This window comes from Iamia sp. SCSIO 61187 (assembly GCF_019443745.1).
GTDB lineage: Bacteria > Actinomycetota > Acidimicrobiia > Acidimicrobiales > Iamiaceae > Iamia.
Map to the genome: position 1 here is coordinate 4,512,145 of NZ_CP050948.1, position 25,805 is coordinate 4,537,949.

22 protein-coding genes, 1 tRNA gene and 1 pseudogene are annotated in these 25,805 nt (G+C 70.8%); 5 read left to right on the forward strand and 19 right to left on the reverse strand.

The window, feature by feature from the left end; all coding sequences use genetic code 11:
• The first annotated feature begins 81 nt into the window (after window positions 1–81).
• From HC251_RS21795 to HC251_RS21805, 3 genes are all read left to right on the forward strand, one after another.
• Window positions 82–507 (forward strand): flavodoxin family protein, encoded by a 426-nt coding sequence (locus tag HC251_RS21795; RefSeq protein WP_219942709.1) that lies wholly within the window; start codon window positions 82–84, stop codon window positions 505–507.
• A gap of 61 nt (window positions 508–568) precedes the next feature.
• Window positions 569–1,327, forward strand: a complete 759-nt coding sequence (locus HC251_RS21800) for a PP2C family serine/threonine-protein phosphatase (RefSeq protein WP_219942711.1) — start codon at window positions 569–571, stop codon at window positions 1,325–1,327.
• Window positions 1,324–2,022 carry an FHA domain-containing protein gene (locus tag HC251_RS21805; protein ID WP_219942712.1) on the forward strand — a complete coding sequence of 233 codons (699 nt, stop codon included), beginning with the start codon at window positions 1,324–1,326 and terminating at the stop codon, window positions 2,020–2,022. Before HC251_RS21800 ends, HC251_RS21805 begins: the two co-directional genes overlap by 4 nt.
• Window positions 2,023–2,044: 22 nt before the next feature.
• Here the strand turns inward: HC251_RS21805 and HC251_RS21810 are convergent.
• Window positions 2,045–2,129: transfer RNA gene (locus tag HC251_RS21810), tRNA-Tyr, on the reverse strand.
• A gap of 97 nt (window positions 2,130–2,226) precedes the next feature.
• Here HC251_RS21810 and HC251_RS21815 point away from each other — a divergent pair.
• The gene (locus HC251_RS21815; RefSeq protein ID WP_219945770.1) at window positions 2,227–2,715 is read left to right on the forward strand and encodes a YajQ family cyclic di-GMP-binding protein; all 489 of its coding nucleotides are present in this window, start codon (window positions 2,227–2,229) and stop codon (window positions 2,713–2,715) included.
• 135 nt (window positions 2,716–2,850) lie between these two features.
• Here HC251_RS21815 and HC251_RS26440 read toward each other — a convergent pair.
• The 15 genes and pseudogenes from HC251_RS26440 to HC251_RS21885 all read right to left on the reverse strand — a co-directional run.
• Window positions 2,851–3,807 (reverse strand): annotated as a pseudogene (locus HC251_RS26440) (DUF559 domain-containing protein); the annotation flags it as partial.
• A 196-nt stretch (window positions 3,808–4,003) separates the two neighbouring features.
• Window positions 4,004–4,858 (reverse strand): M48 family metalloprotease, encoded by an 855-nt coding sequence (locus HC251_RS21820; protein WP_219942714.1) that lies wholly within the window; start codon window positions 4,856–4,858, stop codon window positions 4,004–4,006.
• A gap of 110 nt (window positions 4,859–4,968) precedes the next feature.
• Window positions 4,969–6,960, reverse strand: coding sequence for an acetate--CoA ligase (gene acs / locus HC251_RS21825; RefSeq protein WP_219942715.1), 1,992 nt, complete (start codon window positions 6,958–6,960; stop codon window positions 4,969–4,971).
• A 151-nt stretch (window positions 6,961–7,111) separates the two neighbouring features.
• On the reverse strand, window positions 7,112–8,182 hold the full coding sequence (locus HC251_RS21830) for an SAM-dependent methyltransferase (protein ID WP_219942718.1): 1,071 nt from the start codon (window positions 8,180–8,182) through the stop codon (window positions 7,112–7,114).
• A 76-nt stretch (window positions 8,183–8,258) separates the two neighbouring features.
• The gene (locus tag HC251_RS21835; protein WP_219942720.1) at window positions 8,259–9,785 is read right to left on the reverse strand and encodes an NADH-quinone oxidoreductase subunit N; all 1,527 of its coding nucleotides are present in this window, start codon (window positions 9,783–9,785) and stop codon (window positions 8,259–8,261) included.
• A 6-nt stretch (window positions 9,786–9,791) separates the two neighbouring features.
• A complete protein-coding gene (locus HC251_RS21840; protein ID WP_255566518.1) occupies window positions 9,792–11,336 on the reverse strand; it encodes a NuoM family protein in 1,545 nt (514 codons plus the stop codon).
• A gap of 13 nt (window positions 11,337–11,349) precedes the next feature.
• Complete coding sequence (locus tag HC251_RS21845; protein ID WP_219942721.1) at window positions 11,350–13,626, reverse strand: NADH-quinone oxidoreductase subunit L; 2,277 nt, start codon at window positions 13,624–13,626, stop codon at window positions 11,350–11,352.
• Window positions 13,627–13,636: 10 nt separating this feature from the next.
• Entirely contained in the window at window positions 13,637–13,942 is a 306-nt protein-coding gene (gene nuoK, locus HC251_RS21850; RefSeq protein WP_370651317.1) for an NADH-quinone oxidoreductase subunit NuoK, read from the reverse strand.
• Window positions 13,939–14,559: an NADH-quinone oxidoreductase subunit J gene (locus tag HC251_RS21855; RefSeq protein WP_219942725.1), complete on the reverse strand. Its 621-nt coding sequence runs from the start codon at window positions 14,557–14,559 to the stop codon at window positions 13,939–13,941. The genes nuoK and HC251_RS21855 overlap by 4 nt, the downstream gene beginning before the upstream one ends.
• The gene (locus HC251_RS21860; RefSeq protein WP_219942726.1) at window positions 14,556–15,113 is read right to left on the reverse strand and encodes an NADH-quinone oxidoreductase subunit I; all 558 of its coding nucleotides are present in this window, start codon (window positions 15,111–15,113) and stop codon (window positions 14,556–14,558) included. Before HC251_RS21860 ends, HC251_RS21855 begins: the two co-directional genes overlap by 4 nt.
• Window positions 15,113–16,150, reverse strand: coding sequence for a complex I subunit 1 family protein (locus HC251_RS21865; protein ID WP_219942727.1), 1,038 nt, complete (start codon window positions 16,148–16,150; stop codon window positions 15,113–15,115). Before HC251_RS21865 ends, HC251_RS21860 begins: the two co-directional genes overlap by 1 nt.
• Window positions 16,147–17,319, reverse strand: coding sequence for an NADH-quinone oxidoreductase subunit D (locus tag HC251_RS21870; RefSeq protein ID WP_219942728.1), 1,173 nt, complete (start codon window positions 17,317–17,319; stop codon window positions 16,147–16,149). The genes HC251_RS21865 and HC251_RS21870 overlap by 4 nt, the downstream gene beginning before the upstream one ends.
• On the reverse strand, window positions 17,316–18,029 hold the full coding sequence (locus HC251_RS21875) for an NADH-quinone oxidoreductase subunit C (RefSeq protein ID WP_219942729.1): 714 nt from the start codon (window positions 18,027–18,029) through the stop codon (window positions 17,316–17,318). Before HC251_RS21875 ends, HC251_RS21870 begins: the two co-directional genes overlap by 4 nt.
• Window positions 18,019–18,519, reverse strand: a complete 501-nt coding sequence (locus HC251_RS21880; RefSeq protein ID WP_219942730.1) for an NADH-quinone oxidoreductase subunit B — start codon at window positions 18,517–18,519, stop codon at window positions 18,019–18,021. Before HC251_RS21880 ends, HC251_RS21875 begins: the two co-directional genes overlap by 11 nt.
• Before the next feature lie 25 nt (window positions 18,520–18,544).
• Window positions 18,545–18,910, reverse strand: a complete 366-nt coding sequence (locus tag HC251_RS21885) for an NADH-quinone oxidoreductase subunit A (protein ID WP_219942735.1) — start codon at window positions 18,908–18,910, stop codon at window positions 18,545–18,547.
• Window positions 18,911–19,188: 278 nt separating this feature from the next.
• On the opposite strand from HC251_RS21885, the gene HC251_RS21890 reads away from it, so the two are divergent.
• Window positions 19,189–20,139 (forward strand): type IV toxin-antitoxin system AbiEi family antitoxin domain-containing protein, encoded by a 951-nt coding sequence (locus HC251_RS21890; protein WP_219942737.1) that lies wholly within the window; start codon window positions 19,189–19,191, stop codon window positions 20,137–20,139.
• Between the two features lie 256 nt (window positions 20,140–20,395).
• On the opposite strand, the gene HC251_RS21895 is transcribed toward HC251_RS21890, so the two are convergent.
• The 3 genes from HC251_RS21895 to nuoL form a co-directional block, all read right to left on the reverse strand.
• Entirely contained in the window at window positions 20,396–21,973 is a 1,578-nt protein-coding gene (locus tag HC251_RS21895; RefSeq protein ID WP_219942738.1) for an NADH-quinone oxidoreductase subunit N, read from the reverse strand.
• A 139-nt stretch (window positions 21,974–22,112) separates the two neighbouring features.
• On the reverse strand, window positions 22,113–23,759 hold the full coding sequence (locus HC251_RS21900) for an NADH-quinone oxidoreductase subunit M (RefSeq protein WP_255566519.1): 1,647 nt from the start codon (window positions 23,757–23,759) through the stop codon (window positions 22,113–22,115).
• Entirely contained in the window at window positions 23,756–25,804 is a 2,049-nt protein-coding gene (gene nuoL / locus HC251_RS21905; RefSeq protein ID WP_219942741.1) for an NADH-quinone oxidoreductase subunit L, read from the reverse strand. Before nuoL ends, HC251_RS21900 begins: the two co-directional genes overlap by 4 nt.
• Window position 25,805 lies beyond the last annotated feature (1 nt).

Below are 25,805 nucleotides of genomic sequence, written 5' to 3' on the forward strand. Positions count from 1 at the left end.
TACCCTCTCGGTCCCGACTTCAACCACGAGGGTCCGGCCTTGCTAGACAGGGCACCGCGCCGGACCGACCGAGGAGCCAGGATGCGGGCCGTCATCATCTACAACAGCCTCACCGGCACCACCGAGAAGGCCGCGCACCGCATCGCCAGCGAGCTCAAGGCCCTGCGCGTCGAGGCCACGCCGGTGCCCATCGCGGAGGTCGACGAGGCCACCGTCGCCGACGTCGACCTGGTCATCGTGGGCACCTGGACCGACGGCATCGTGATCGTGGGCCAGAAGCCCGCCGGCAAGAAGAAGCTGCGCAACCTGCCCTCGCTCGCCGGCAAGAAGGCCGTCGTCTACTGCACCTACGCCGTCGACCCCGGCCACACGCTCGACAAGCTGGTCGCCGAGGTCGCCGCCAAGGGGGCCGACGTCATCGGCGGGTTCGCCATCGCCCGCCACGACCTGGTCGGCGACGTGGCCGAGTTCGTCGACCGGCTGACCCCGGAGCTGGCCGGGGCCTGATCCCGCCCGGGGGCCAGAGGTGGCCCTGGCGGACCGACCGGGGCGGGGGGACGCTGGGGTCGTGAGGATCCTCCGGCGCCGACGACGGACCACCAGCGCGCCGCCCGAGGTCGGCGGCGCCACCGACGCGGGCCGCCGGGACGAGAACCAGGATCGCTGGGCCGCCGGGCCGGGCTGGGCGGCGGTGTGCGACGGCGTCGGGGGCCACGCCGGTGGGGCCGCCGCCGCGGCCACCGCGCTCGACGCGGTGCGGGCCGTGCTCACCGCCACCGACCTCGACCGTCTCGACGAGGCCGGCGCACGCGCGGTCCTGACCGAGGCGGCGAGCGTCGCCAACGCCGCCGTGCTCACCGGGCGGGCCCAGGCCCCCGGGCAGGCGGACATGGCCACCACCCTGACCGCGGCGGTGGCTCTGGCGGACCGGCGGCGCTGGGTGGTGGTCCAGGTCGGCGACTCCCCCGCCTGGTCGGTCGGGCCGGAGACGGCCCGGTCCATCACGTGGGACCACAACCTCGTCGGCGACCTGGTGCGCACCGGCGTCCTCCGGCCCGAGGAGGCGGCGGGCCACCGCGGCCGCCACGTCATCACCCGGGCCATCGGGATCGCCCCTGCCGTCGACCCGGAGCTCTTCACCGTCGCCGTGGCACCAGGTGAGGCGCTGGTGCTGGCCTCCGACGGGCTCTCCGACGTGGCCGAGCCGGCGGCCGCCGTGCCCGTCGTCGCCGGCGCCGCCGACGCCCGGAGCGCGGCCGAGGACCTGGTCGCCCTCGCCCTGGCGCGGGGCACGGCCGACAACGTGACGGTCGTGGTCGTCCGGTGACGCTGCACCTCCGCGTCGACCCGGCGCCGTGGACGGCGACCTTCGCCCGCGAGGAGGTGGCCCGGGTCGGTCGGAGCCGCTCCGCCGACGTCCGGGTCGGGCACCAGCGCATCGGCGACCGGTGGACCGTCTCGTCGGAGCACGCCGAGCTCCGGTGGGACGGCACCCGGTGGGCCACCCGGAACGTCAGCTCCCGGACGGGCCTGCTCCACGTCTACGAGCCGGGCTACGAGGAGGTCCCGCTCGAGCCCGGGCGCCCCTGGGTCCCTGTTCGTCACCGGTGGGCCCTGGCGTTCGGCCCACCGGACCACCGCACCGTCGTGGTGGCGACGACCGACGACCACGCCGGCCCGGGCACCGGTGCCGACGCACCCCCGGCGAGCGAGGACCCCGATCCGACGATGAGCCTCGACGACATCGTCGCCGTCGCCCTCACCGCCCTCGAGCGCGACGTCCTGCTGGCGTACTACTCCGACTTCGCCCTGCTCCCCCGCCCCGCCGTCCTGGCCCCCCGCACCCACGACGAGGCCGCCCGGCGGCTCGGACGCAGCCGGGACTCGACCCGCAAGGCGATCGAGCGGGTCAACGACAAGATCGCCCGGGCACCGGGCGCCCCGGCGGCGGCGACGGGCCGCAACGTCACCCCCGAGATCGGGAGCTGGCTGGCCCGGATGGGCCTGGTCGACCCGCTCTGATCAGAGCGGGTCGACCCTGCGATGGTGGGCCGGGGAGGATTTGAACCTCCGAAGGCTGTGCCGGCAGATTTACAGTCTGCTCCCTTTGGCCACTCGGGCACCGACCCATGGGGTGGAGATCGCAGGATAGTCGTGGCCCCCGGGGGTGGAGCCAGCCGGCTCGCCACGTGAGCGCGACGGGCTCCCGCGGGTACCTTTCCCCTCATGCCGAGCTTCGACGTCTCCTCCACGCTCGACCAGCAAGAGGTCCGCAACGCGGTCGACCAGGCCGCCCGCGAGATCGCCAACCGGTACGACTTCAAGGGCACCGGGTCGACCATCGAGCTGGGCGAGAACGAGATCAAGCTCCACTCCTCGAGCGAGGACCGGCTGCGGGCCCTCCGCCAGGTCCTCGAGGAGAAGCTGGTCAAGCGCAAGGTCTCGCTGAAGGGCCTCGACTACGGCGACGAGGAGGCGGCGTCGGGTGGCGCCGTGCGCCAGACGGCGACGCTCGCCGCCGGGATCTCGTCCGACAAGGCCCGGGAGCTGAACAAGTTCATCAAGGGCCTGGGTCTTAAGGGCATCCAGTCCCAGGCCCAGGGCGACGAGCTGCGGGTCACCGGCAAGAAGCGCGACGACCTCCAGGCCGTCATCTCGGCGCTGAAGGAGGGCGACTTCGGCGTGCCCCTCAGCTTCGGCAACTTCCGCGACTGACGCCGAGGCGCCGGTGGACCTCGGCCCGGCCCACCTCCGCCCGTCCCGGCCCGACCCGTTCTGTCGCGCTGAGCGCTCATCGGCGACCGCCTGGCGCGACAGAAGGGTCCCCCGACCGGCCAGGGCCTCGCCGATGAGCCGGCAGATCCGCTGCGGCTCCTGGTCCATCGCTCGAGACGTGACCTGCAGGACCCGGTAGCCCGCGACCTGGAGCTCGTTGGCCCGCATGGTGTCGGCCGTCAGCTGGTCCGGAGTGCGGTGGAAGGCGTAGCCGAGCGCCTCGATGACGAGCCGTTCGGCCTCGTAGAGGAAGTCGACCCGGGCCGGGCCGCCCGCGGAGCGGGCGATGCGCCGCTGGAGGGCAGGTCGTGGCAGGCCCGCCGCATCGACCAGCCGCAGGAGGCGCCGTTCGAGCCAGCTCTCCGTCGGGCCCATCCTGGTCCGAGCGTCGAGCGCCCGCTCGAAGGCCGCCACGCCGTCCCGCCCGCGGCACCGACGCTCGGCCAGGACCCAGCGCAGCCACGGCAGGGAGGCGCCACCTGTCTCCAGCGCGGCGCTCACGACATCGATCAGCTGCTCCTCGGTGAGCACGTGCGGGACCAGCGCGCCGAGCGACATCAGCGTCCGGGCGAGGCTCATGGTCCTGATGCCATCGACGACGACGATGTCCTCGGGCGGCAGGTTGGTCGAGGCGTGCACGATGAGCGTCCGGCGATCGGCTGCCGCCAGGGTCGTCGACCGCCCCTTCAGCACCGTCACCTCGATGACGCCACCGAGCGGCATGTACCCGTGCAGCCATGTGCTCGTCCGCTGCGACGCGACCGCGTCGCGGTCGAGGCATGCCGCCCGCACGATCTGCCGGTCCGTCGGTGGGGCCGACGGGAGGCGATAGGTCCGCGCCCCGACCGGTACGAGCAGGCCGGTCGCCGTCCGGCGGCGCACCGTCGCACCGCTGACGCCCGCATCGAGCAGCTGGGCCCGCGTCACCAGACCGTCCTGTCCTGCGGCGATGGCGGCGACGGCCGCCTCTCGCTCTGGGTCCACGTTCGCTCCCCGGTCGGGGGCGGCGGCGCCGCCCGTGGCGCGGGCCATGAGGCCGATCCGCCAAGGGGTCCCGGGGCGTCGGTGCGGGCTTACCCGATCGTCCTCGAGTCCAAGCCCCGATCGGTTCTGTCGCGCCCAGCGCTCACCCACGAGCGCTCAGCGCGACAGAACGGGACAGGCCCACGCCCCGATCGGTTCTGTCGCGACCAGCGCTCACCGATGAGCGCTCAGCGCGACAGAACGGTCAGCGCCAGGCGCCGGCGCGGAGGCGGGCGACGCGCTCCTCGGTGGGCGGGTGGGTGCGGAACAGGCTGGCGAACTGGACCCGGCGGCCGCTCAGCGGGTTGATGATGTAGGCCTGGGCGTGGGCCTGGTCGATCTGCATCGGCACCTGATGGGCGTAGGCGTCGATCTTCTGGAGGGCCCGGGCCAGGCCCTCGCCGTCGCCGAGCAGCGCCGCACCCGAGCGGTCGGCCTCGAACTCCCGGCTGCGGGACAGCGCCATCTGGAGGACGGCCGCCGCCAGCGGGGCGAGGAGGGCCATGGCCAGCAGGCCGAAGATGCCCCCGTCGCGGTCGCGGTCGCCACCTCCCCCGCCGCCGAGCATGGCGCCCCACATCACCATGCGGGCCGAGAAGGTGATGCCCATGGCCACCGCGGCGGCGACCGAGGAGATGAGGATGTCGCGGTTGCCGACGTGGCTGATCTCGTGGGCCAGGACGCCCCGCAGCTCGTCCCACGTGAGCACCTGGAGGATCCCCTCGGTGACGGCGACGGCGGCGTGCTCCGGGTTGCGGCCGGTGGCGAAGGCGTTGGGCTGGGCCTCGGGGCTGACGTAGAGCCGGGGCATCGGCATGTCCGCCCGGGCCGCGAGGTCCCGCACGATGGCGAAGTACTCGGGCATCTCGGCCTCGGTGACCTCGCGGGCCCGCGCCGCCCGGATGGCGATCGTGTCGCTGAACCAGTAGGAGCCGCCCACGAACGCCAGCCCGACGACCAGACCGATCACCGCCCCGGTCGTGCCGAAGAACGATCCGATGAGGACCATGAGCCCGCCGAGACCGGCGAGCAGGACGGTGGTCTTGAGGGTGTTGCGCATCGGCTCCTGAGCCTCCAGGGGCTCCCCCGGGCGGGGCGCCACCTGATCCCGAGGCTAGGACCGGGACCGAAAGATCAGATCAGGGGGAGGTTGCGCTCCCGCGACGCCCATCAGTCGTCGGCGGCGGCCCCGGCCGCGGCCCGGTCGCGGATCTCGTCGACCACGCCGGGGTCGGCGAGGGTCGTGGTGTCGCCCAGCTCCCGCCCCTCGGCCACGTCGCGCAGCAACCGGCGCATGATCTTGCCCGAGCGGGTCTTGGGCAGGTCGTCGGTGAAGATGATCGTCTTGGGCCGGCCGATCTTGCCGATCTTGTCGGCCACGTGCTCGCGGAGCTCGGCCCCCACCTCGTCGGACGGCTCGGTGCTGCCCCGCAGGGTCACGAAGGCGACGATGGCCTGGCCGGTGGTGTCGTCCTTGGCGCCGACGACGGCCGCCTCGGCCACCTTGGCGTTGTCGACGAGGGCGGACTCGACCTCGGTGGTGGAGATCCGGTGGCCGGAGACGTTCATGACGTCGTCGACCCGGCCGAGCACCCAGAGGTAGCCGTCGTCGTCGATCTTGGCGCCGTCTCCGGCGAAGTAGCGGCCCTCGAAGCGGCTCCAGTACGTGTCCTGGTAGCGCTGCGGATCGCCGTAGATGCCCCGCAGCATCGACGGCCACGGGCGGGTGAGGGTGAGGTAGCCACCGCCCTTGGGCACGACCTCACCGTCGTTGTCGACCAGCTCGGCGCCGATGCCCGGCAGGGGGAAGGTGGCCGAGCCGGGCTTGGTGGTGGTGGCGCCCGGGAGGGGCGAGATCATGATGGCGCCGGTCTCGGTCTGCCACCAGGTGTCGACGATCGGGCAGCGCTCGCCGCCGATGTTGAGGTGGTACCAGACCCACGCCTCGGGGTTGATGGGCTCACCGACCGACCCCAGCACCCGCAGCGACGACAGGTCGTGCTTCTCGGGCTCCTCGGTGCCCCACTTCATGAAGGTGCGGATCGCCGTCGGCGCGGTGTAGAGGATCGTCACCCCGTACTTCTCGACGATGGCCCAGAACCGGTCCCGGCCGGGCGTGTCGGGCGTGCCCTCGTACATGACCGAGGTGGCCCCGTTGGCCAGGGGTCCGTAGACGATGTAGCTGTGGCCGGTGACCCAGCCGATGTCGGCGGTGCACCAGTACACGTCGGTCTCGGGGTGGAGGTCGAAGACGTACTTGTGGGTGAACGCGGTCTGGGTCAGGTAGCCGCCCGAGGTGTGCATGATGCCCTTGGGCTTGCCCGTGGTGCCCGAGGTGTACAGCAGGAACAGCAGGTCCTCGCTGTCCATGGGTTCGGCCGGGCACTCGGCGTCGGCCGCGGCCATGAGGTCGTGGTACCAGTGGTCGCGCCCCTCGGTCATGGCCGTCTCGACCTCGCCTCCGGATGCGGCGATGCGGTCGACGACGACCACGGCCTCGACCGACGTCGTGTCGGCGAGGGCGACGTCGACGGTGGGCTTGAGGAGGCCGGGCTTGCCCCGCCGCCAGCCGCCGTCGGCGGTGACGACGACCTTGCACTCGGCGTCGTTGATGCGGTCCGAGAGCGAGTCGGCCGAGAAGCCGCCGAACACCACCGAGTGGGGGGCACCGATGCGGGCGCACGCCAGCACGGCGACGGGCAGCTCGGGGATCATCGGCATGTAGATGGCGACCCGGTCGCCCTTGGTGACACCGAGGCCCTTGAGCACGTTGGCGAAGCGCTGGACCTCGGCGAGGAGGTCGGCGTAGGTGATGGTGCGGGTGTCGCCGGGCTCGCCCTCCCAGTGGAACGCCACCCGGTCACCGATCCCGGCGGCGACGTGGCGGTCGAGGCAGTTCTCGCTCACGTTGAGCTGCCCGCCGACGAACCACTTGGCGAAGGGCAGGTCCCACTCGAGGATGGTGTCCCAGTCGCGCTGCCAGGTGACCAGGTCGGCCGCCTGGCGGGCCCAGAAGCCCTCGAAGTCGGCCTCCCCCTCGTCGTAGAACTCGGCGTCGCGGACGAGGGCGTCGACCTTGAAGGCGTCGGGCGGCGGGAAGGTGCGGTCCTCGGCGAGGTAGTCCTCGATCGTCGCGCTGGTGTCCTTCGCCTCGTCGCTCATGGTGCCTCCAGGCCTGGTCGGGGTGCCGCCGGTCACCCTACCCAGGACGGCGGCGGCCTCTCCCGGGCGGAGCACGAACGGTCGTCATCGACGATGGACGGCCTCTGCCGCCGCCCGAGCGGTTCCCGGATCCGGGCCGGTCGCCGACGGGTCAGCGAGCGCCGTGCCACTCGGCCACGGTGAAGCCTCCCAGGCCGGTCGGGTCGAGCAGCGCCTCGGCTTCGCTCACCCGGCTCCGCAGCCGCAGGGCGGCGAGGTCGACGGGCCCGGCCCGCTCGGCCCAGGCCCGCCGGCCCTCCTCGACGAGGGCCTCGATCCCCCACCCCCGGAGGGCCTCGGCCTGGGTGGCGACCCGGTCGGGCGGTCGGGCGGCGTCGGCCAGCTGGTCGACGGCGACCTCGACGGTGACGTCCTGGTGGCCGGGGTCGGCCCAGGGGTCCCCGCCGCGGGTGTGGCCGCGGTACGTGCGCACCCACTCCGCCCAGGGCCGGGCGGCCATCTCGGCGGTGGAGGCGGTGTAGTCGAGCACGACCAGCCGGCCCCCCGGAGCGATCTGGTCCACCGAGTCCGCCACCCACCGGCCGGCGGCATCCTGGATCGGGGCCCTTGCCCCGACCTCGGCCCTCGGGGCCAGCCGGTCGAGCCGGGCGGCCCGGGCGGGATCGAGGGCGGCGAGGACCTCGTCCCCCTCGGTCGTGAGGCGGACCTCGAGCCAGCCCTCCTCGCCCCGCTCGGCCAGGTCGAAGGGCAGGTTGTCGAGCAGCTCGTTGGCCACGATGACGTGGGCGGGGCCCGAGGGGCGGGAGGCGGCGCTGGCCACCCACGGCCCCCCGCCGGCGGCGCCCCACGACCCGGTCGCCGGCACGGCCCCGACGTGGGGCAGGTGGTCGGGGTGCAGGAGCCGCTGGGACGCCGCCCGCTCGACCAGCACCCACCGGAGGGCGGCGCCGCAACCCGGCCCGGCCTGCACGACCCCGCGGGCCAGGGTGCCGGGGCCGGCCCCGTGCTCGTGGACGACGAAGGGGTCGGGGCGTCCGGCGTCGTGCCACCAGCCGTCGAGGGCCCGGGCCAGGACCGCCCCGAAGAGCGGACCGACCTCGGGGCTGGTCACGAAGTCGCCCCGCCGCCCGGCCCGGCCACCCCGGTCGTAGAACCCGGAGCCCTCGGCGTAGAGGGCCCGCTCGACGAAGCGGGAGACGGGGATCGAGGCAGGGTCGGCCACGGCGTCACCCTCGCACGTCGCCCCGACCGAGCCGGAGCCCGTCACGACGGGGCGGCCGGGCCGAGGATGCCCGGGATCAGCCGGCGACGGCGAGAAGGTCGGTGGCGGCGTCGCCGAAGTGGCCGACGGTCCCGGGCAGGAACCCGAACACGATGGTGACGATGGCGGTCACGCCGAGGGCGATCACGAGGGCGCTGGGCACCCGGATGGGGGTGGCGTCGCCGTCGGGGTTCGGGTCGAAGAACATCGTCTTGGCGATGTTGGCGTAGTAGTAGAGCGCGATCACCGAGTTCACGGCGACGATCACACCCATGACGTAGCCGGCGGCGGTCTCGCTCCCGACCACCGCCCGGAAGACCTGGAACTTGGCGAACCAGCCGCCGAGCGGGGGGATGCCGGCCAGGGCGAAGAGGAACACCGCCATCAGGACGCTCAGACCGGGTGCGTACTCGAACAGCCCGCCCCAGGTGCCGATCTCGGCGCTGCGGGTCTTGCGGGCCACGGCGATGATGACGGCGAAGGCGCCCAGGTTCATCACCGTGTAGATGAGCAGGTAGCCGACGACGGCGCGGATGGCGTCCTGGCCGACCTCGACGCTCTCGCCGGCGATGGCCAGCGGGGCGAGGATGAACCCGGCCTGCGCCACCGAGGAGTAGGCGAACAGCCGGACCACGTTGGTCTGCCGCAGGGCGATCAGGTTGCCCACGAACATGGTGGCGGTGGCGAGCACGAACATGAGCGGGCCGTAGATGTCGTCCCGGCCGTAGAAGGCCACGAAGATCAGCTCCATCAGGGCGACGAAGCCGGCGGCCTTCGAGGCGACGGAGAGGAACGCGGTGATCGGCGTGGGGGCGCCCTCGTAGGTGTCGGGCGCCCAGTTGTGGAACGGCACGGCCGAGACCTTGAAGCCGAACCCGACGAGGACGAACACGATGCCGAGGGCGGCGACGGGCGTGTCGCCGAAGGCGCCGCCGATCTGGGCCCCGATGCCGGCCAGCAGGGTGGTGCCGGTGCCGCCGTAGACGAGCGACATGCCGTAGAGCATCACCGCCGAGGCGAACACGCCCATCAGGTAGTACTTCATGCCGGCCTCGTTGCCGGTGAGCGTCCGCTTCCGCCAGCCCGCCAGCAGGTAGGCCGGGATCGAGAGGAGCTCGAGGGCGACGAAGATCGTCAGCAGGTCGCGGGCCGACGCCATGATCGCCATGCCCAGCACCGAGCTGGCGAGCAGGGTGTAGTACTCGCCCTCCCAGTAGTCGCCCTCGGCGATGTAGTTCGTCGAGAGCAGGACGGTGACGTAGCCGGAGAGGATGAAGATGGCCTTCATCACCAGGGCGAAGTCGTCGACCACGTAGGCCCCGCCGAACATGGCCCGGTCGCTGCCGTCGATGGCCAGGGTCAGCAGGGGGATGGCCGAGCCGAGGAACCCGATGCCGGTGAGCGACGAGGTGAGCCACTTGTTGTGCTGCTCGGTGAAGAGGTCGACCAGCAGCACGACCACGAAGGTGGCCGTCAGCACCAGCTCGGGGGCGAGGGCGTGCCAGTCGAGGACGGGCGCGTCGAACGGCAGCGTCGAGGCGGAGGCGAGGAGCGACGCGAGCACGGGTCCCTAGTTCCCGATGGCCGTCAGCGACTGCACGACGGCGCCGTCGGTGACCTTGAAGAGCAGGTTCGGGTACACGCCGAGCACGACGATGAGCACGATCATCGGGGCCCAGGCGATGTAGTCCGTCAGGTGCATGTCGTGGACGTGCTCCTCGGCGAACTCCTCCTTGGGCGTCCCGAAGGCGACCCGCTGGAGCAGCCAGAGCAGGTAGCCGGCGGCGAGGACCGTGCCGATGGCGGCGATGACCATGTAGACCCGGAACAGCTCCTCGGACGAGCCGCCGCCCGGGTTGTAGGCCGAGAGGATCGCCGGGAACTCGCCCCAGAACCCGGCCAGGCCGGGCAGTCCCAGCGACGCCATGACGCTGAAGCCGAGGAGCCAGCCCATCCGCGGGGCCTGGAGGAGGAGCCCGCCGAGCCGCTTGATCTCGAGCGTGTGGTAGCGCTCCTTCACCGAGCCGGCGATGAAGAAGAGCATCCCGGTGATCAGGCCGTGGGCGACCATGCCGAAGATGGCGGCGTTGATGCCGAAGTCCGTGAGGGTCGAGATGCCGAGCATCACGTAGCCCATGTGGGCCACCGAGGAGAAGGCGATGAGCCGCTTCATGTCGGTCTGGGCCAGGCACCCGAGGGCGCCGTAGATGATCCCGATCACCGCGAGCCCGCCGATCCACGGGGCCCAGTCCTGGGCCGCCTCGGGCAGGATCGGGATGGCGATGCGGATGAAGCCGTAGGTGCCGAGCTTCAGGAGCACGGCGGCCAGGAGCACCGAGCCCTGGGTCGGTGCCTGGGTGTGGGCGTCGGGCAGCCAGGTGTGGAACGGGAACATCGGCACCTTGATGCCGAAGCCCATGAACATGCCGCCGAAGATGAGCACGGCGGTGGTCGACGCCAGGCCGGCCCCTCCCCACTCGGTGAGGGCCCGCATGTCGAAGGTGTTCAGGGCGTCGCCCTGGGCGTCGGTGGCCAGGAAGTAGAGCGAGAGGAACGCCACCAGCATCAGGGCCGAGCCGAACAGCGTGTACAGGAAGAACTTGATCGAGGCGTACTGGCGGTCCTCGCCGCCCCAGACACCGATCATGAAGTACATCGGGAGCAGGACGACCTCGAAGAAGACGAAGAAGAGGATGAGGTCCTGGGCGATGAAGCTGCCCACCATCCCGGTCTCGAGGATCAGGATCAGGGCCAGGAAGGCCTTGGGGTTGTGGGGCGCAGGGAAGTGGTTCCAGGAGTAGATGATCACCAGCGGGACGATGAACACCGTCAGCAGCAGCAGCGGTAGCGCCATGCCGTCGACGCCGACGATGAACCGGCTGCTGATGACGTCGATCCAGGGGTGGTCCACGACGTACTGGAGCGACTTGGTGTCGTCGTAGTCGAAGGAGGCGGCCACCGCGACCCCGACCGCGAACACGGCCAGGCTGGTGGCGAGGGCCACCACCTTGATCAAGGTCTCCTCGGCCTTGGGGATGGCCATCACCACCAGCGCTCCCACGAGGGGGAGGAAGGCGGCGAGGCTGAGCCCCCAACCGTCGAGCAGGTCTTCCACGATGTCTCCTCTGTCAGCTCGTGCTGGCGATGACGACGAACACGGCGGCCAGGACGGTGGCCGCGCCGAACAGGTAGGCGCCGTAGGTCTGGACCTTGCCGGTCTGTCCCTTGCGGAGCAGCTGGCCCGTGCCCTCGGCGCCGGCGCCCGATCCCTTGACGAACAGGTCGATGCCGCCCTGGTCGACGTTCTTGTAGATCCAGCGGCCGGCGGCGGTGGCGGACGTCCCGACCACGTTGACGACGCCGTCGATGATGTTCTGGTTCACCCAGTTGGCGCCCCGGGCGATCGGGCCCTTGACGCCCCCGGCGATGGCGCCGGTGTAGAGGGCGTCGAGGTAGTACTTCTGCTCGAGCAGGCGGTAGCCGGCGCGCGCCGCCTTGTTGCGCTGCGTGATCCCGTGCGGCCCGGCGCCCTTCCAGTACCAGAGGTAGACGAGGCCGGCGGCGAGCAGGGCGAGCAGCGTGGAGGTCAGGGCGATCTGCAGGGAGAACTCTGGGTGCTCGAGGACGTCGCCGACGGTCTGGTCCGCGTACGGGAACCAGGCCACCCGTGGCTCGACGTAGTGCTCGAACCGGAGCGTGACGCCTTCGGGCAGGCCCGAGAACAGACCTGTGTCGGGGATGTTGGCGAAGCCGGCGACGATGGCGAGGCCGGCGAGGATCACCAGCGGGATGACGATGCGAGGCCCCGACTCGTGCGGCGTGTGCTCCTTCGCTGCACCCCGGGGCTCGCCGAAGAAGCAGTAGTAGATGGCCCGGGTCATGTAGGCCGCCGTGCACATGGCGCCCAGGGTGCCGACCACCAGCATCAGCTGGTAACCCCCCTTGCCCCCGAGCTGCCCGGCACCGGCGAGGATCTCGTCCTTCGACCAGAAGCCGGCCAGCGGGAACAGCCCGGCCAGCGCGGCGGTGCCGATCACGAACGTCCTGAACGTCCACGGCATGTGCTTGCGCAGCCCGCCGTAGTCCTTCTTCATGTCGAAGCTGTGGTGGTTGGCGTGGCTCATCGAGCCTGCGCCGAGGAAGAGGCACGCCTTGAACATGGCATGGGTGAAGAGGTGGAAGATCGCCGCCGTCCAGGCGCCGACGCCCAGGGCCATCACCATGAAGCCGAGCTGGGAGACGGTGGAGTAGGCCAGCACCTTCTTGATGTCGCTCTGGACGAACGCCAGCAGCGCCCCGAGGAACAAGGTGATGGTGCCCACCACGGCCAGCGCGTTGATGTTGGCCGAGCCGATCGAGAGGCCGTGCCAGAACACCGGGTACAGGCGGGCGACCATGTAGATGCCGGCCACGACCATGGTGGCAGCGTGGATGAGCGCCGACACCGGTGTGGGGCCGGCCATGGCGTCGGGCAGCCAGGTGTGGAGGATGAACTGGCCCGACTTCGACATCACCGCGGCGATGAGGCAGAGCGAGGCGACCAGCAGCACGAGGTGGTCGATCTGGCCCGTGTTGGCCATGGTGGTGATGCGGAGGATGTCGAAGCTGCCGATCAGGCCCCGGGAGCTGTCGCCCGCGGCGAAGTACAGGATGATCATCCCCACCAGCAGGCCGACGTCGCCGACCCGGTTGGTGAGGAAGGCCTTGAGGGCGGCGTCGGAGTTGGGCTTCTCCTCCCACCAGTGCCCGATCAGCGCGAACGAGCAGAGGCCGACCAGCTCCCACCCCACGATCATCTGCAGGACGTTCTGGCTGAGCACGAACATCAGCATCGAGGCGGTGAACAGGCTGAGGAAGGCGTAGTAGTGGGTGAAGCGGCGGTCGCCGGCGACGTAGTCGCTCGAGTACACGTGGACCAGCCCCGACACGAGGGTGACGACCAGCAGCATCAGCACGCTGAGCCCGTCGACCAGCGTGCCGACCTTGATGTCGAAGCCGCCGGTCTGCAGCCAGCTGATCTTCCGGACGACGGGCGGGTACTCGTGAGACTCCTCTTCCGCCGCACCCTCCTCGGCCGCACCCTCCTCGGTCGCGCCCCCCTCGGCCGCGCCCTCCTCGGTCGCGCCGGCCTCCTCACCGTGACCGGTCGGCTCCTCGGCCGTGGTCAGGGCGTAGGCGATCTCGTCATCGGGGTCGACGGCCTCCTCGGTCGCGTGCTCGGCCTCGGGCGGGTGGTTGACCCGCTGGACCCAGCCCACGCCGGTGGCGATGGCGAGGACGAAGCAGATGGAGATGGCGGCGATGCCGATCTCGGCCCCGCCCCGGGGCAGGCGCTTGCCCACGGCCAAGATGGCCACGAACGACACCGCCATGATCAGCGGGATGATGAAGGCGTGGGTCAGCATGAGATCTCCATCACCCGCGCATCAGGTCGAGCTCGTCGAGGTCGACGCTGCGACGGTTGCGGTAGATGGCCAGGACGATGGCCAGACCGACGCCGACCTCGGCGGCGGCGACGGCGATCACGAACAGGGCGAACACCTGGCCCGACAGGTCGCCGTGCATGGCCGAGAAGGCGATGAGGTTGATGTTCACGGCGTTGAGGATCAGCTCGATCGACATGAGGACGGCGACGCCGTTGCGGCGGGCGATCACGCCGTAGACGCCGATGGCGAACAGGGCTGCGCCGAGCAGGAGGAACTGGTTGAGCAGCACGGTCAGTCCTTCCGGGCGATCACGATGGCGCCCACGAGGGCGGCGGTGAGCAGGACCGAGATGATCTCGAACTGGACCAGGTACCGGGAGAAGATGCTGTCCGACACGGCCTGGGTGTTCGACAGGCGGGCGTCGGGGTCGACGACGGCCACGTCCCCGTCGTCGGTGGTCTCGAGGGCGGCGGCCGTGGGGTAGCCCATCTGGCGGTCCTCGAGGACCTTGGCGTCCTCGAAGGTGTCGACCAGGCTGAACGAGAGCAGGCCGAAGAGGACGACGGCGACGAAGGCGCCGCCGAACCACGACCGGCGGGTGAGGTCGGCCTCCTGGCCCAGCTTGGCCCGGGTCAGCATCACGCCGAACAGGAACAGGACGACGACGGCGCCGATGTAGACCATCACCTGGGTGACGGCCACGAACTCGGCGGCCAGGAGGATGTACTGGGCGGCGGCGCCGGCGAGGACCAGGACCAGCCACATGGCGGCGTGGACGACGTTCCGGGTGGTGACGACGCGGATCGCGCCGAACACCATCATGACGGCGATGAGCCCGAAGGCGACCGTCTGGCTGACGTTGATCGGGTCGTCGACGCCCGGGAGCGCCATCGTCGAGGCGAGCAGGCTCACGTCGGCGGGACCTTCTTGACCTTCATCTCGGACCCGGCCTCGTAGGCCTCGAAGGCCGGGACCGTCTCCATCCACTCGCCCAGGCGGGTCTTGTCGTGGAGCAGGTCGGCGATGCGGGGCTCGGAGTACTCGTACTCGGGCGTCCAGAAGAGGGCCTCGAAGGGGCAGACCTCGACGCAGATGCCGCAGTACATGCAGAGCGAGTAGTCGATGTCGAAGCGGTCGAGGGCGTTGACCTGGCGGGGCTTGCCGCCGGGGCGGCGCGGCGGCGCCTTCTCCTTGTGGCCCTCGATGTAGATGCACCAGTCGGGGCAGCTGCGGGCGCAGAGCATGCAGGCGGTGCAGTTGCCCTCGTGGAGGGCGATGACGCCCCGGGCCCGGGGCGCCGGGTCTTCCTTCTCGCGCGGGTACTGCACCGTGACCGAGCCGGCGGTGGGCGCGGGGATCAGCTTCTTCATGCCCTTGTGCGGGAACATGGTCCGCATGAGCTCGGTCATGGTGACCTTGAGCCCGATCAGCATGCCGGGGAGCTTGGGACCCTTGGGTCGGGGCATCAGAACACCACCTTCAGCACCATGGTGGCGAAGATGTTCACCAGGGCGATGGGGATGAGGACCGTCCAGGCGAAGCTCTGGAGCTGGTCCTCGCGGAAACGGGGGTAGGTGAACCGGGCCCAGAAGATCAGGAAGCCGACGACCATCATCTTCCCCAGCACCACCAGGGGTCCGACGATGTTCATGTAGTTGGCGTCCATGTCCAGCCCGGGCAGGTAGTACCCGCCGAGGAACAAGGTGGAGGCGATGATCGCGAAGGCGCCGGCCGAGGCGAACTCGCCGATGAAGAACAGCAGGAAGCGCAGCCCCGAGTACTCGGTCATGTAGCCGGTGACGAGCTCGGACTCGGCGACGGGCATGTCGAACGGGGGCTGGGTGAGCTCGGCCTGGGTGGCCACCATGAAGATGGCGAACCCGACGAGCTGGGTGAGGATGAACGGGTTCCCGAGCGCCCCGAAGCCGAAGATCTCCCCCTCGGCCTGGGCTCGGATGATGTCGAACATGTTGAGGCTGCCGGCCTGGATGCAGACGCCGATGACGGCGAGCACCATGGGCAGCTCGTAGGCGATCAGCTGGCCGGCGGCGCGCAGGCCACCCATCAGCGAGTACTTGTTGGCCGAGGCCCAGCCGGCCACGAGGACACCGATGATCGAGATCGACGACACGGCGAGGATGTAGAAGATCCCGGTGTCGAGGTCGGCGAAGAAGGCGTCGGGCCCGAACGGGATGGCCACGTACACCAGCAGCACCGACGCCACCACGATGTAGGGGGCGATGAAGAACAGCTTGCGGTCGGCCTTGGCCGGGACGATGTCCTCCTTCTGGAGGAACTTGCCGACCTCGGCGAGCAGCTGCAGCGAGCCGTAGGGCCCGGCCTCGTTGGGGCCGAGACGGCTCTGCATGAAGCTCATCATCTTGAACAGGAAGAGGTAGACGAACGTGCCGGCCGGCAGCAGGACGGCGGCCAGCACGGCCACCGACCGGAGGACCGACTGCTGCCAGTACGACAGCTCCAGGGCCAGGATCGTGCCGCTCACCGGTCGATGTCCCCGAGGATGAAGTAGAGCGACGCCAGGATGCTCACGATGTCGGGGACGTAGACGCCGCGGAGGACCCACGGCAGGATCGAGACGTTGTTGAAGCTGGCCGAGCGGATCTTGAGCCGGAACGGCCCGAGGTCGCCCTTGCTGACCACGTAGTAGCCCATGGCGCCGAGCGGGTTCTCGGTCTGGACGTAGGCCTCGCCCGCGGGGACCTTGATGATGCGGGGGACCTTGGCCATGATCGGCCCGCTGGGGAGCCCGTCGAGGCACTGGTCGACCATGAGCGACGCCTCGCGGATCTCCTGGATCCGGATCCACCAGCGGCTGAAGCAGTCGCCGTCGGGGTGGGTGTGCACCGTCCAGTCGAGCTCGGGGTGGACCATCCCGCTGGGGGCGTCCCGGCGCAGGTCGAAGTCGACGCCGGAGCCGCGCAGGTTGGCGCCCGACAGCCCGTAGCTCATGGCCACGTCGCCGGGGATGACCCCGATGCCCCGGGTGCGGGCCTGGAAGATCTCGTTCCCCGTGACGAGCTCGTCGATCTCGTCGCAGAAGCCCCGGACCTTCTCCATGGCCAGCTTGGTGTCGGCGATCCAGCCCTTGGGCAGGTCGTCCTTCAGCCCGCCGATGCGGTCGAAGTTCGGGTGGAAGCGTCCGCCGGTGACGGCCTCGATCTGGTTGAGGACGTACTCGCGGTCGCGGAAGCCGTAGAACGCCGCCGTCTGGCCGCCGAGCTGGAGGGCGGTGTCGCCGGCGAACAGCACCAGGTTGGCGATGCGGCTCATCTCGAACAGGGCGGTGCGGATCCACTGGGCCCGGGGCGGGGCCTCGACGTCCATCAGCCGCTCGGCGGCCAGGATGAAGGGCACCTCGTTGGCGAAGCTGCCCAGCCAGTCGATGCGGTTCACGAGCGTCGTGACCTGGGGGTAGGTCCGGACCTCGGAGAGCTTCTCGTAGCCCCGGTGCATGTAGCCGGCGATGGGCTCGGCCGAGATGACCTGCTCGGCGTCGAGCTTGGCCACGACGCGCAGCGTCCCGTGGGTGGCGGGGTGCTGGGGGCCGAGGTTGAGGGTCATGCCCTCGGTCTCGATCTCGAAGTTGATGCGGGCGTCGGCGGCCTGGGCGGCCACGTAGCGGGCCTGCTCGCGGTCGAGGGCTGCGGTCACTCGGCACCTCCCTCGGTGGTCTCGGCGGGGGCGTCGCCGTCGGCGGCCCCCTCGTCTTCGGCCGGCATGGGCTCGACGTCGATGATCCCGGGCCACGGCTTGACGATGCGGGCGATCAGGGGGAAGTCCTTGCGGAGCGGGTTCCCCTCGAAGTCGCCCGGCAGGTAGATGTGCCGGAGGCCGGGGTGGCCGTCGAAGGTGATGCCGAACATCTCCCACGTCTCCCGCTCGTGCCAGTCGGCGCCGTCGTAGACGGGCACCCAGCTCGGCACGGTGAGGTCCTCGGGCACGTCAGCCTTGAGGATCAGGCCGCTGCCGTCGGAGAGGTCGACGACCCGGGCGAACACCTGGAAGCGGGTGTCGCCACCGGCGACGCCCGTCACGATGGTGGGGTCGACCTCCTTGGGGGGCGACATGCCGTCGTCCTCGTAGCGGCCGTAGGGCGAGGGGAGCCAGTCGATGGCCGACAGGAAGTCGAACCAGCGACAGCCCAGGTGGTCGCGAGCGACCTGGCCGGCGGTGCGCCAGGCCTCGGCCGTGACCCGGACCCACAGGGACCGGCCCACGCCGATCTCGGAGTCGAGGACGGCGTCGCCCAGCTCGGCGACCAGGCGGTCGCGCATCGACTCGAGCACCTCGTCGCGGACGGTGTCCTCGGCCGGGGCCTCGTCAGGGGCGGGGGTGGTGGAGGTGTCCGTGTCAGGTGACAACGATCGGTTCCCCCTTCCAGCGCTCGGCGGGATCCTCGGTGCGGATCCGCTCCTGCAGGAGGACGATGCCCTCGAGCAGGGCCTCGGGGCGGGGCGGGCAGCCGGGGACGTAGACGTCGACGGGGATGATCTGGTCGACGCCCTTGGTGACCGAGTAGCTGTCCCAGTACGGGCCGCCGCAGTTGGCGCAGCTGCCCATCGAGATCACGTACTTGGGGTCGGGCATCTGCTCGTACAGGCGCCGGACGGCCGGAGCCATCTTGTCGGTGACCGTGCCGGAGATGACGACCAGGTCGGCCTGGCGGGGCGAGGCCGGGAAGGGGATGACGCCCAGGCGCATCACGTCGAAGCGGGGGGAGGCGAAGGCCGCACCCATCTCGATGGCGCAGCACGCCAGCCCCCACTGGTACACCCAGAGGGAGTACTTGCGGGAGATGTTGAGGAGCGCCGTCAGGGGCTTGGGCGACTTGCCGCTCTCGATGAGCCCCATCAGCGGGCCGACACGATGGTGTGGATCAGATCCATCTCAAGACCTTCTTGCGCCAGGCGTAGAGCAGGCCGAGGGCCAGCACGCCGATGAAGACCGACATCTCGACGACGCCGAAGGTGCCGTAGGCCTCCAGCCGGGTGGCCCAGGGGAAGATGAAGACGGCTTCGACGTCGAACATCACGAAGAGGAGGGCGAAGATGTAGTACCGGATCTCGGCCTGGGTCCAGCCCTCGCCGACGGGGTCGACGCCGCTCTCGTAGGCGATGAGCTTCTCGGGCCGGGGCCGCTTGGGGCGCAGGAGCGAGCCCAGCCCGAGCACCGCACCCACCAGCCCGACCGCGACGCATCCGAAGATGAACACGGTGAGGTAAGAGCGGAGGAATTCCGACACGTCCGGGAATCTAGTGAGCCCCTTCACGATGGGCCAAAGGGGGGCGGCCACCCCGGTGGCGGGCCCCGGCGAGCCTCCGCGACCGTTCTCCGCCAGAACTGGTTTCGGCGCGGTGTGGTCGCGCAGGCGCGATCTCAGCGCGCCGAAACCCGCGCTCGGCGGTTCTGGCGCGGCGTGGTCGCGTGGGCGCGACCACACCGCGCCAGAACGGCGGAGGACCCCGCAAGCCACGGGACGGCAGTGGGCTGGATGTCACACCCTGCCGGGATGATGGGGCGATGCAACCCGACATCGAACGCACCATCGCCACCCACGCCGCCCGCCAGATCGGCCTCGTCACCCGGGACCAGCTGCTCAGGGCGGGTCTGTCCCGCTCGTCGATCTGGAGGCGCACCCAGGAAGGTCTCCTGATCGCGGCCGGGGGACGGACCTTCAGCGTGGGGGCCAGCCCGCCGAGCGACGAGCAGGCGGTGCTGGCCGCATGCCTCGACCACGGTGGCGTCGCCACCCATCGAGCCGGGTGCTGGCTGAGGGGCCTGTGGTCGCAGCCGTCCCCGATCGAGATCACGGTGCCCCGCCTTCGATCGAGCCGGACGTCCACCGTCTTCGACCGGGACGTGATCGTGCACACGACCACGTCCCTGCCCCTCGCCGACCTGACGACGGTCCGTGGCGTGCCGACCGTGAGCGTGGCTCGCAGCCTCCTCGGGCTCGGCGCCCTGGTGCCGGGGGACGTCACCCAGGACGAGCTGGCGGCGGCCGTCGCCGATGCGTGCGAGCGGGGCCTGGCCTCGGAGCGGTGGCTGCTGTGGCTGCTCGAGCGGCGGCGCATCCAGGGCCGCAACGGGGTCATCGCCTTCGAGGAGGCGATCGCGGCCCGTCTCGCGCTGGGACCGACCGAGAGCTGGCTGGAGCGAGAGCTCGTCGGGATGATCCTCGCAGCCGGGCTGCCCCGGCCGGTCGTGCAGCGGCGCGTCCGCCGCCAGGGGAGGTTCGTCGGCCGGGTCGACCTGGCGTTCGACGGCACTCCGGTCGTGGTGGAGGCATTGGGGTACGCCCACCACCGGTCCCGGGCCGACCTCGAGCGCGACACCAGGCGGGTGAACCAGCTCACGCTGGCCGGCAAGCGCGTGCTGCAGTTCGGCTACGACCAGATCGTCAGGGACAAGGCGTCGGTGCTCGTTGCCATCGCCGATGCCCTGGGGGTCGAGGTCGAGCTGGCGGCCTGATCTCGTCCTCGCTCCGGCCGGCGGGGTCTGCCGGATCAGACGGGGATCTACCGCGACCGTCCCGGGCAGGAACCGGTTCCGGCCCCGGATCGTCGCGTCGACAGGCCATCCGATCGTTCTGGCGCGATCAGGTCGCGTCCACGCGACCCCACCGCCCCGGAACCGCTCGCTCGCAGCTCTGGCGCGGACAGGTCGCGCCAGCGCGACGCTCACGCACCGGGACGCGTTCGTGCCCGACGTCGTCGCGAGCCGCGGGTCAGCCGCCGTCGGTGGGGGCGGCCTCGGCCCCGTCGTCGGGGACCTCGGCCAAGAGGGACGGGGTGGCGTCTCGGGCGGTGCGGGTGAGGGGGTCGGGCACCACGCCCAGGCCGATGGTCGCGATGAGGGCCAGCCCGATGGTGAGCTTGGCCGCGACCGGGACCTGGATGCGCCGGACGGGGCCGTCGGCCACGACCTCGGCCTCGTCGTCGGTGGCCCCGGCGTACATCGAGAGCACGATCCGCAGGTAGAGGAAGGCGGACACGACGGCGGTGAGCATGGCCACCAGGCCGAGCCAGAACGAGTCGGCCTCGACCACGGCCTGCACGGCGTAGAACTTGGCCAGGAAGCCCGAGGTCAGCGGGGTCCCGGCCTGGGCCAGCAGGAAGACCGTCAGGGCGAGGGCGAGCAGCGGCTCGCGCCGGGCCAGACCGGAGTAGTCGCCCAGCGAGTGGCGCCCGTCGCCCCGGCGCCCGACGACCGTGATCACCCCGAAGGTGCCCCCGACCATCACCGTGTACGAGGCCAGGTAGAAGAGGACGGCGGCGACGCCCTCGACGCTGCCGGTCGCCACCGCGATGAGCATGAAGCCGGCGTGGTTGATGGACGAGTAGGCCATCATCCGCTTGACGTCGGTCTGGACGACGGCGAGGACGGCGCCGACGACGAGGCTGGCCACCGCCAGGCCGTAGACGATCGGCTGCCAGTCGAGCAGCCGCGTCTCGAAGGCGACGACCAGCACCCGCAGCATCCCGGCGAAGCCGGCCGCCTTCACCGAGGTGGCCATGAACGACACGACCGGCGACGGCGAGCCCTGGTACACGTCGGGGGTCCAGGCGTGGAACGGGGCGGCGGCGACCTTGAACCCGAAGCCCACCACCAGCAGCCCGATGCCGGCGAGGAGCAGGCCCTCGTCCTCGAGCCGGTTCTCGGCGAGGAAGTCGGCGATCTTGGCCAGGCTGGTCGACCCGGTGGCCCCGTAGACCAGGGCGATGCCGTAGAGGAAGAAGGCCGACGAGAAGCCGCCCAGCACGAAGTACTTGAGGGCGGCCTCGCCCGAGCGCAGCCGGCGGCGGTGCAGCCCGGCGAGGACGTAGGCGGCGATGGAGAGGATCTCGAGGCCGAGGAAGAGGACGATCAGGTCGCCGGCCGAGCACATGATGATCCCGCCCGCGGCGGAGACCACGTAGAGGATGTAGGCCTCGGGCCCGTCGAGGTCCTCCCGGCGCATGTAGCCGTCGGTGAGGAGGGCGGCGATGATCACGCCGACGGCGATCACCACGATGAGGAACAGCGAGAACCCGTCGACGGCGTAGGCGCCGGCCACGACGCTGCGATCGCCGCTCTCGGGCAGGTCCCGCCACAGCAGCACGGCCGCCACGATGGTGCCGAGGGCGATGGCGACGGTGGTGAGGGCGCCCCACGCGACTCCCTGCCGCCGGGGCAGGAGGCCGCCCATGATCAGCAGCACGATGGCGCCGACGACCATCACCAGGAACGGCGAGAGCGCGCTCCACGCGATCGGCGGCGTGTCGACGGTGGCGGCGTCGGCCTGGGCCAGCAGCAGGGCGTTCATCGGCGCACCATCGGGCCGTGGACCACATGCAGCCGGCTCGCCGCAGCGGTGCACCGATGAGCGCCGCCGGCTCCGCTCGCTGCGCTCGCGGCGCCGCCGGAGAAACGACTGTGCTGTCTGGTTCGCTCGCTGCGCTCGCTCACCCCTCCCCCTCCTCGGCGCCGTGGCCGGCCTCGTCGGACTCGTGCTCCTCGGCCTCGGCGTAGGTCGACTTCCGGGCTTCGCGACCGGTCTGGTTGACCTCGGGCTCGGTGAAGTCGCTGTGCTCCTCGACGTGGGCGACGAGCGCCTTCACCGACGGCTCCATCCGCTCGAGGACGGGCTTGGGGTAGACGCCGAGGAAGACGATCAGCCCGAGCAGCGGGGCCATCACCAGGCCCTCGCGCAGCGTGATCTCGGCGAAGCCCCGGTTGTCCTCGTCGGGCTCGCCGTGGAAGGTGCGCTGGTAGGCCCAGAGCAGGTACAGGGCGGCGAGGATCACGCCCGAGGCGGCCACGACCGACCACCACCGGGCCGACGTGAACGAGCCCAGGAGGATGAGGAACTCGCCCACGAAGCCGTTGAGCCCGGGCAGCCCGATCGACGAGAGCACCACCACGGTGAACACGCCGGCGAAGATGGGCGCCACCTTCTGGAGGCCCTTCAGCTTGGCGATCTCCCGGGTGTGGCGGCGGTCGGAGATCATCCCCACCAGGAGGAAGAGGGCCCCGGTCGAGATGCCGTGGTTGACCATCTGCAGCACCGAGCCCTCGAGGCCCTGGGTGGTGAGCGAGAAGGTGCCGAGGACGATGAACCCCAGGTGGGCCACCGAGGAGTAGGCGACGAGCCGCTTGAGGTCCTTCTGCATCGTCGCCACGACGGCGCCGTAGATGACCCCGACCGTGCCCAGGGTGATCATCACCGGGGCGAACCAGGCCGCCGCCTCCGGGAAGAGGAAGAGCCCGAAGCGCAGGAACCCGTAGGTGCCGAGCTTCAGCATGACGCCGGCCAGGATCACCGACCCGGCCGTGGGGGCCTGGGTGTGGGCGTCGGGCAGCCACGTGTGCAGCGGGAAGACGGGGACCTTGATGGCGAAGGCCACGGCGAAGGCCAGGAACAGCCAGCGGGCGCTGTTGGTGGCGATCGACTGGTCCTGGGCGATCTGGACGAGGTCGAAGGTGATCCCGCCCCCCGACTCCTGGGCGTGGAGGACGGCGGTGGCGATGAGGCCGACCAGCATGAAGGCCGAGCCGAACATCGTGTACAGGAAGAACTTCATCGCCGCGTAGCGACGCTCGGCGTAGCCCCACCCGCTGATGAGGAAGTACATCGGCACCAGCACGATCTCGAACATCACGAAGAAGACGAAGAGGTCGAGGGCCAGGAAGACGCCGAGGCAGCCGGCCTCGAGGAGCAGGATCCACGCCAGGAACGGCTTCTCGTCGTGGTGCGCGGGGGCCGCGACGATGGCGATCGGGAACAGCACCCCGGTCATCACCAGCAGGAACAGCGAGATCCCGTCGACGCCCAGGTACCAGGAGATGTCGAGGTCACGGATCCAGGTGGCCTTGTCGACCATCTGGAAGCCGGCGTCGGCCGTCTCGAAGGTGACCAGCACGGCGATGGTCAGGGCCCCGGTCAGCACCGAGAAGGTGATGGCGAGGGCCCGGGACAGCTCGGCCCGGCGCTTCGACACGAGGGCGACGAGGAGGGCGCCGACGGCGGGCAGCACCACGATGGTGCTGAGGAGCGGGATCTCGGCGGCGGCTTGGCCGCCCTCGGACGCAGCCAGCAGGAGGGCGTTCACAGGAGGGCCCCCCGGAGGATCATGACGAACACGACGAAGATGGCGCCGGCGGTGAGGAACCCGGCGTAGGCCCGGACGAAGCCGGTCTGGGTCCGGCGCAGCCCGCCGCCGCCGACGCGCACGAGCGTGGCCACGCCGTTGACGGCACCGTCGACGACCGTGCGGTCGAACCAGGCGACGGCGTCGAAGGCCTTGCGCCCCGGCCCGCCCATGAAGGTCGAGATGGACGAGTCGTAGTACCAGCCCCGCAGCAGGATCGGCGGCGTGGCCGGCTGGTCCTCGTACCGGCGGCGGAGGTACAGGGCGGCGGCGCCGACGATGCCGGCGATGCCGGCCACGATGGCCACCGCGGCCAGGGCCCACTTCGTCGCCGTCGACGAGGTCAGGTGGTGCTCGCCCGCCTCGACGACCGGCAGCAGCCAGTGCTCGAGGCGCTTGGTCGAGTCGGTGAACGGCAGCTGGATGGCGCCGCCCACGAGCGCCAGCCCGGCGAGCACGACGAGGGGGGCCGTCATCGTCCAGGGCGACTCGTGGGGGTGGATCTCGTCCTTCGGCCCGACGCCGTGGGGCAGGTGGCCGCTCTCGTAGACGTTGTGGACCGTCGGGGAGCCCGCCTCATCGCCGTCGGCGTCATCGACCTCGCCGTCGTCGCCGGCACCGGCGGGGACGAGGCCGCGCTCGCGGGCCAGCTCGGGGGCGGCGTCGACGAGGGGGCGGTCCCAGCGGGGCGTGCCGAAGAAGGTGAGGAAGACCTGGCGGCTCATGTAGAAGGCCGTGAGCAGCGCCGTCACCAGGCCGATGGCCCACAGGACCGGGCTCTTCTCCCAGGCGAACAGCAGGATCTCGTCCTTCGACCAGAAGCCCGAGAACGGCGGCACGCCGGCGATGGCCAGCCAGCCCACCAGGTAGGTGATGGCCGTGATCGGGAGGAGCTTGCGGAGGGCGCCCATGCGCCGCATGTCCTGCTCGTCTCCGAGCCCGTGGATGACCGACCCGGACCCGAGGAACATCAGGGCCTTGAAGAAGGCGTGGGTGACCATGTGGAAGATGGCGGCCACGTAGGCGCCGGACCCGATGGCCAGGAACATGTACCCCAGCTGCGAGATGGTGGAGTAGGCCAGGACCTTCTTGATGTCGTGCTGGCCCACGGCGATGGTGGCCGCCACCAGGGCGGTGAGGGCGCCGACCACGGCGATCACCATGGTGACCCAGTCCGACGACGCCGCGATCACCGGGCTCATCCGGGTCAGGAGGTACACGCCGGAGGTCACCATGGTGGCGGCGTGGATGAGGGCCGAGACGGGCGTGGGACCGGCCATGGCGTCGGGCAGCCACACGAACAGGGGGATCTGGGCCGACTTGCCGGTGGCGCCGACGAGGAGCAGCAGGGTGATGGCGGTGGCGGTGCTCGTGGCCAGGCCGCCGGCGCCCTCGATGATGTCGGCGTAGGTGATGGACCCCAGCGCCGTGAACGTGAGGAACATGGCGACCATGTAGCCCCAGTCACCGATGCGGTTGGTGACGAAGGCCTTCTTGCCGGCCGAGGCGTTGGCGTCGGACTCGTGCCAGAACGAGATCAGGAAGTACGAGCAGGCGCCCACGCCCTCCCAGCCCAGGAAGGTGATGAGCAGGTTGTCGCCCAGCACCAGCATCAGCATGGAGAAGACGAACAGGTTCAGGTACAGGAAGAACTTGCTGAACCGGGGGTCGCCGTGCATGTAGCCGATGGCGTAGAGGTGGATGAGCGTGGCGATGCCCGTGATGAAGAGGCACATCGTCAGCGACAGGGGGTCGGCCAGGAAGCCCACGTCGACGGTGAACCCGCCGGCCGGCACCCACTCGAAGAGGACCTGGCTGAACGCCCGGCTCTCCTCGGGCTCGCCGACGAGGCCGAGGAAGACGACGACGCTGGCCACGAACGACCCGCCGACGGCGGCGGTGGCGAGCCAGCCCGCCAGGGGCTCACCCAGGCGGCGGCCCAGGGCGACGAGCACCAGGAAGCCGGCCAGGGGCAGGGCAGGGATGAGCCAGGTCAGGTCGAGCATG